Source organism: Arcicella sp. GW458-12-2-14-TSB2 (genome assembly GCF_059423785.1).
This window is the reverse complement of record NZ_JBWKYN010000249.1, coordinates 1-6,637: the sequence shown is the minus strand read 5'-3', so window position 1 is coordinate 6,637 and position 6,637 is coordinate 1. Positions and strand designations below refer to the sequence as shown.

Sequence of the window (6,637 nt, the reverse complement as noted above, 5' to 3'; positions counted from 1 at the left end):
GTTTATATGAATAAGTCAATTTGTGTATTATCTATTTTATTATCGTTTAGTTTCTATTCAGGGAATAGTCAAATTTTGACTACTTCAAATCTTCCTATTTTAAAAGTCAATACCAAAGGAAGAAATATTGTTGACGAACCCAAAATATTAGCGACAATGCAGCTAATTCATAATGACAAAGGGGGTCAAAACAATGTAAGTGATATTCCTAATGTTTACAACGGACTTATTGGTATCGAACTAAGGGGGTCTTCTTCTCAAGACCTTTTCCCTAAAAAACCTTATGGCTTTGAAACTTGGGCGGATACCACTGGCAAAAGTCGTAAAATTAGTTTTCTCAATTTTCCCGAAGAATCAGATTGGGTGCTTAACGCCACTTATAATGATAAGACGCTGATGCGTGATGTATTGACGTACGACTTAGTCAATAAAATGGGTAGATATGCTACACGTACTCGTTACTGCGAAATGCTGGTGAATAATGACTATCAAGGTTTGTACATTTTGATGGAAAAAATCAAAAGAGATAAAAATCGGGTTGATATTTCTAGCTTAAAAATAACCGATAATACTGGTGACGATGTGACGGGAGGCTATATTTTGAAATTAGATAAAACTTCTGGCTCTCCTTCTAAAAACTGGACTAACAATACTACCACTCCTTTCGGGAACTACAAAACATTCTTTCAGGTAGAATATCCAAAATATGCGGATATTAGCCAACCTCAATTCGACTATATCCAAAAATATGTCAATGATTTTGAAGCAGCTTTGCTAGCACCAGATTTTAAGAGTCCACAAGCAAAATGGCGTGAAATGTGCGATTTAGATACGTTTATCGACTATTTCTTGATTACAGAATTTGTCAAAAATGTAGATGGATACAGATTAAGCACATTTTTCTATAAAGAAAAAATCACAAAAGGTGGTAAATTGAAAATGGGACCTGCGTGGGACTACAATCTAGCCTTTGGCAATGCTGATTATTATGATGGCTATAAATCTACGGGCTGGCAATACAAGGTTAATGAAATCGCTTTGCCTAAAGGTGATATATACCCTGCTCCCTTTTGGTGGCAACAATTAGCTCAGGATTCTATCTTCAAAACCAAAACAGTAAAACGTTGGGAAGCACTTCGTAAAACTACCTTCAATACTGAAAACATTAATAAATGGATTGATTCTACTGCCAGTGGGTTAGAGCCAGCCATGAAAAGAAATTTCAATAAATGGCCTAATGTTTTGGGTAAGTATGTATGGCCCAATTATTACGTAGGTTCTACTTATCAGGATGAAGTCAATTGGCTAAAAGAATGGATTAGAATACGGACTATGTGGTTGGATACACAATTTCAAACATTTGCCTTGACATTAGGCAATGAAAATATGGCAGAAAGAGAGCAACCTATTAGAGTATTCCCCAATCCGATAGAAAGTCAAACAACGATTGATTATCAGGTATTTAAGAAAGGGAATGTTTCAATCATTTTGTATGACATCAATGGTAAAACAATAAAAACCTTAGTAGATGAAATACAGACAAGCAATACTTATCAGCTATCGGTGAGCTTAGAAAACCTTTCTGCTGGCACTTATATATTGAATTATTTAATAGACGGCATCCCTGTTGAAAGAGTGAAATTGTTAAAAAAATAAACAGTTACTTTTAACTTGGCTTATAAAAAGCGACTGATAAACGAGGTTGTAATTTAAACAACATGGTAGATAGTCCTTCGCTAATATTTTGAAGATTTTCATCTAAAGAAATCAAATAGTGACCATCCCAAATATCAATTAAAGAAACCAAAGGAGTATAAAACGTGATGCCTATTTCATGCGCCTTGATGTCTTTAATACTGGAATCGATAATATCCATTTGGTAATTATTGAAAGGCATAAAATTATTGCCAAGGTTATCAGCCAAGTGATATATTTTACCCTTCCATTGTAGGATATAGGGATGCGCTGCCATGCTTACCAAAAAATGTAGTTTTTCAGCATTTTCGTCTTTACTAAGTATTTCTTTGAAGGTAAGTAGCGGCTCATTTTTATTATTATAAAGCTGAGATTGCATCAAAAATTCTTGATAGGTACTTTCCCAAATATATTTTTCCCATGCAGTACGCGAATGTTGATTAATAACAATTCTAAACGCAAATCTTACTTGTCCTTGTGGCATTATATGTTATAATTTAAAAAAGAGGTCTGGAAAGTATTATCCAAAACCTCTTTCATGAATATGAATAGTTAATTGCCTAAGCCTTTACATAAATCGTATGAACCAATACATATCCATCTGCTACACTGCCTGTCACTGTTGACATTTCATTAGTAAAACCATCTCCAAAAACATTATCTGTAGCATTTTTAGTATCAGCTTGTCCATGACTGGCATAAACGCCTTGTGCATATACTACTGCACTAATATTCTCAGGAAATGCAATTTGTGTAACCAATAATGATGTACCCGATGCATTATATACATGGACATGAATATGTGGCGCTCTTCCTGAATACCAGCCCGGATAGATACTTTTGAAACTAGCCACACCTGTACTATCAGTGGTTTGTCTTCCTCTTAAAAAATGTACAGAAGTATAATTCGTTTTTTGCATACCCGTTCCTCCGTATTCTGAATACTCACCTGCGGCATCACAATGCCAAATATCTGTAATAGCGTTGGCTAAAATATTACAGCTATTGTTTACATTTCTGATGACAATATTGATGGTCAGGGGGGTACCGGTTCTGTCCGAAGTAATGTCTTTAGTAACTAGCGTAGCAGGAGACTTTGTAGGAAAAGGGCCTTCTGTCTCAGAGTTTGTGACCGAACAACTTGACGGTGTAACAGTAGTATCTACAGTACCACTTGTGGTTGTAGTAGTTGTATTAGCAACTATATCATCTTCTTTACAGGCTGTTATTAATGGAACGGCTATTGCTACGGCACCTAAAGAGCCAAAGCTTTTTCTTAAAAAATCTATTCTTTTCATTTGATCAACATTTTAGGGGGTTCATCACAGAATACACCATTTAAGAAAGCTTTATTGGCTAGCCTAAAAAATTAATTTAATCGGACTTCCATCAATAAGATAATTGCATTGTTTGAAAGAGCCTCAAATTCTATCTTGGTATCAATAGCTAAGTTCCATAAAGCCAGTCCATCTTTCTTTTCTAAAAGCCTGTTTTGTACTTCAAAAGCACCTTCAATTACGAAAGCAAACAAGCCATTGCTAGGATTTTCCAATTGATAAACTCCCTCATTGCGTCCATCATATTGACCAATGGACATTGGGATAGTGGTAGACCCAAAACTTAATAATTGATTTTTATTTTCAAGCGAAAGATTAATAATATCATTTGTATTAGCTAGTGAATCAATATTGCTAATACTTATTTGTAGTTGTAAAAAATTGATTGATTGATCAGGATAAGGGTTATCAAGGATAACTACATCGCCCATCTTTCTTGTAAGTATCATCACTTGCCCAGCAACAATATATTCTGTCTCTTGATGACCTCTGATAGCTAAGCCACCAACAATAGGAAGAAGGATTAAGACAGCATCTTCTTTTGGAAAGAAAATAAAATCCGTCTGTTCTGGCCCAAGCACTTCATCATTCAATACTTTTAAGTTTCCAAAAGGAATGCTACTTTTCTCAGCATACGACTCATCATTGAACGTATGAAATCTTCTGAAATTTGTTCCAATCGTAAGTCCTCTTTTTTCTGCAAGAAATATCCTAGCTTCGTTTTGTTCTAGCATGATTAATGAAACGTTATTTATCTTTCTTCAACAGAGAATACATCAAACTTGACACGCATATTGCTTTTGAAATGATACGTCTTGTTTAACTAACCTTCAAAAGCAATTTTCACATGTGCACCATCACAATAAGGCTTATTGCTCGACCCTCCACAACGACAAAAGGCAGTTGTTTGGCTTTTCATGGATTCATTGCCCTCGTTATCTTTTACGGTTAAGTTTCCATAAACTAACAATGGTCCGTTTGGTAGTACTTCTACTAATGTAGTTGCTGTAGATTGGTTTTCTTGTTTACCTTCATCATTCATAAAGTAGCTTAAAGCACTCGAAGGGCAAGCTTTTACTTGTTCAACAATAGTATTAGTATCTTCATTTTCTAATGTTACCCACGGACGTTTCCTAGTATTAAAAACAGTAGGCAAGCTTTTGAAGCAAATGGTAGAATGGATACATTTTGAAGGTTGCCAAACCACGGTTACTTCTCCATTTGAATATTTCTTCTTGATTTCCATGAATATATTGGGCTTTGTTCAAACGATATTACAAAAAATCCTGATACATTCTAAAAACTTTGCGAACTTTACACAGAATTTTGTTAATCAGAAAAACAATGGAACTTGAAACTTTAGCCCTTCCAAAAACAATCATTCCGCTTTTAGAGAAAACCCATGCGGCATCTGGAGAAATGAGACGTTTGACGGATGAAAAGAAAAAAGCAATTCTGGAGCGTTTGGCAGTGGTTTTATTAGAAAACAAAGCTCAAATCATCGCTGAAAACTTAAAAGACTTAATCCGTATGGATTTATCTGACCCTAAGTATGACCGACTGGTATTAAACGAAAGTCGTATTGAAGCCTTGGCAGAAAGCATTAGAGAAATAGCGGTACTCCCCGACCCTTCAGGTGCAACTTTATTAGAAAAAACCTTAGATAACGGTTTAAAAATCAAAAAAATAGCTGTTCCGATGGGTGTAATCGGAGTTATTTATGAAGCACGCCCTAATGTAACGGTTGATGTAACGGCACTGTGTATTCGTTCTGGGAATGCGGTGGTATTACGTGGCGGTTCAGATGCTTTTGATACTAATTCATACTTGTTGAGCTTGATTCATCAAGTTTTAAAAGAATTTAATATCAATCCAGCTTGTATTACGCTCTTACCAACCGACAGAGAATTGGTAAAAGAATTATTGACAGCTACTCGTTTTGTGGATTTAATTATTCCGCGAGGTTCAGCCTCTTTGATTCAATTTGTACGTAAAAATTCGTTAGTACCTACTATCGAAACGGGTGCGGGTGTTTGTCATACTTATGTAGAAAGCTCGGCAGATTTAGCAAAAGCCAAAGAAATTGTAGCCAATGCTAAAATATCAAGACCATCGGTTTGTAATTCATTAGAGACCATTATTATTGATGAAGCCATCGCTCCTACTTTTCTACCTTTAATTGTTCAGGATTTTGCTAAAGCTGAAGTAGAGATTTTTGCTGATGAGGTATCTTTCGAAGTATTGTCAAAAAGCAATTATCCTTATTTACAAAAAGCCCAAGACGATGATTTTGGGAAAGAATTTACTGATTTCAAATGCTCTATCAAAGCTGTTAAAAACATTGAGGAGGCTTTGGAACATATCCGTAAACATTCAACCCGCCATTCAGAGGCTATTCTAACTACTAATGAAAAGCTTGCTGAACTATTTACTACTGAAGTAGATGCCGCTGCGGTTTACACCAATGCATCTACCCGTTTTACTGATGGCGGACAGTTTGGATTGGGAGCTGAAATCGGAATCTCAACTCAAAAATTACATGCACGTGGTCCATTTGCTTTAGAAAAATTAGTGACTGAGAAATGGGTGATTACCGGTGACGGACAAGTAAGATGGTAGTGTTTATATAAATTGGTATTTCGAAGAAAATAAATAAAGGGGTGGCTCGTCCATCCCATCTCGTTATCATTATGAAAATTGAAGCCTACCAAGTATCAGAAGTAATCAATTTAAAAAAGTTTAGAAACGAATATACCAACGAACCTTTGTTGTTTAATAATTCTGAACTTTTTTATAAACAAGAAGAAAATAAATACTGCTATTTACTAAGTTATGGTGTGGTTGTATTTGGCGGATTTAATGATTTAGAGAAAAGTGCGTTTTTGAAATTTGTAAAAACTTTTGCAGAAGACCTTGTCACCGCAAAGTTTGAAGAAAACTTTCACCTTCAAATGGAGGCTCAAACAGCCCTTATTCTTCGTCATAATTCTATTACTATTCCCGAAATCACTGAAGATTCTATTAGAATTGTAATGCTTAATATCGGGCAATCTGTAGCCTTAGATTATTATGAATTTTTGACGTTAGAAATCTTTCAGGATTCACAGAAATTTACTGACGAGCTTGAACAAACGGGTACGTTCAGCCATTCAAAAAAGGATTTATTGAAATTTATCGGCAGAACCCTCAACATTAAGAATAGTATTATCGATAATCTTTACATTTTTGATGCACCAGATATAGTGTGGGAAAATGAAGATTTAGAACGTATAGACAAGGGGTTAAAAAGAAATCTTGATTTAAAAATGCGTTATCAAGATATTGACTACAAACTAAAGATTGTTCAGGAAAACCTAAAGCTCTTCACAGATTTATTACAAAACCGAGAAAGCACGCGATTAGAATGGATTGTAATCATCTTGATTCTGATAGAAGTTTTTGACATTTTGGTAAAAAAGTTTTTTGATTGAGTTACCGTATAATAAAAAACAAGCGAAATAATCCACTAATAATCAACTTGTTAAGAAAAATTATTGCTTTTTTATCACGTAATTTATTTGTAGATTACTTTTTCTACTTTACCTTTGTACAGTATTATATATTAT

At 34.8% G+C, this 6,637-nt stretch carries 7 protein-coding genes; 3 read left to right on the top strand and 4 right to left on the bottom strand.

The window, feature by feature from the left end:
• A partial coding sequence (locus AC07XN_RS22810; protein ID WP_494744734.1) for a CotH kinase family protein occupies window positions 1-1,656 on the top strand: 1,656 nt, incomplete at its 5' end.
• Window positions 1,657-1,666: 10 nt separating this feature from the next.
• Here AC07XN_RS22810 and AC07XN_RS22805 read toward each other — a convergent pair.
• The 4 genes from AC07XN_RS22805 to AC07XN_RS22790 all read right to left on the bottom strand — a co-directional run bounded on the left by AC07XN_RS22805 (window position 1,667) and on the right by AC07XN_RS22790 (window position 4,278).
• Window positions 1,667-2,179 carry a hypothetical protein gene (locus tag AC07XN_RS22805; protein WP_494744733.1) on the bottom strand — a complete coding sequence of 171 codons (513 nt, stop codon included), beginning with the start codon at window positions 2,177-2,179 and terminating at the stop codon, window positions 1,667-1,669.
• A gap of 76 nt (window positions 2,180-2,255) precedes the next feature.
• A complete protein-coding gene (locus AC07XN_RS22800) occupies window positions 2,256-2,993 on the bottom strand; it encodes a dioxygenase family protein (RefSeq protein WP_309913877.1) in 738 nt (245 codons plus the stop codon).
• A gap of 71 nt (window positions 2,994-3,064) precedes the next feature.
• Window positions 3,065-3,766, bottom strand: a complete 702-nt coding sequence (locus tag AC07XN_RS22795; protein ID WP_494744732.1) for a pirin family protein — start codon at window positions 3,764-3,766, stop codon at window positions 3,065-3,067.
• A gap of 89 nt (window positions 3,767-3,855) precedes the next feature.
• The gene (locus AC07XN_RS22790) at window positions 3,856-4,278 is read right to left on the bottom strand and encodes a (4Fe-4S)-binding protein (RefSeq protein ID WP_494744731.1); all 423 of its coding nucleotides are present in this window, start codon (window positions 4,276-4,278) and stop codon (window positions 3,856-3,858) included.
• A gap of 98 nt (window positions 4,279-4,376) precedes the next feature.
• Between AC07XN_RS22790 and AC07XN_RS22785 the strand changes: the two genes are divergently transcribed.
• Both AC07XN_RS22785 and AC07XN_RS22780 read left to right on the top strand, forming a co-directional pair.
• Entirely contained in the window at window positions 4,377-5,651 is a 1,275-nt protein-coding gene (locus AC07XN_RS22785) for a glutamate-5-semialdehyde dehydrogenase (protein WP_494744730.1), read from the top strand.
• A 71-nt stretch (window positions 5,652-5,722) separates the two neighbouring features.
• A complete protein-coding gene (locus tag AC07XN_RS22780; protein ID WP_309913864.1) occupies window positions 5,723-6,502 on the top strand; it encodes an RMD1 family protein in 780 nt (259 codons plus the stop codon).
• The last annotated feature ends 135 nt before the right edge of the window (window positions 6,503-6,637 follow it).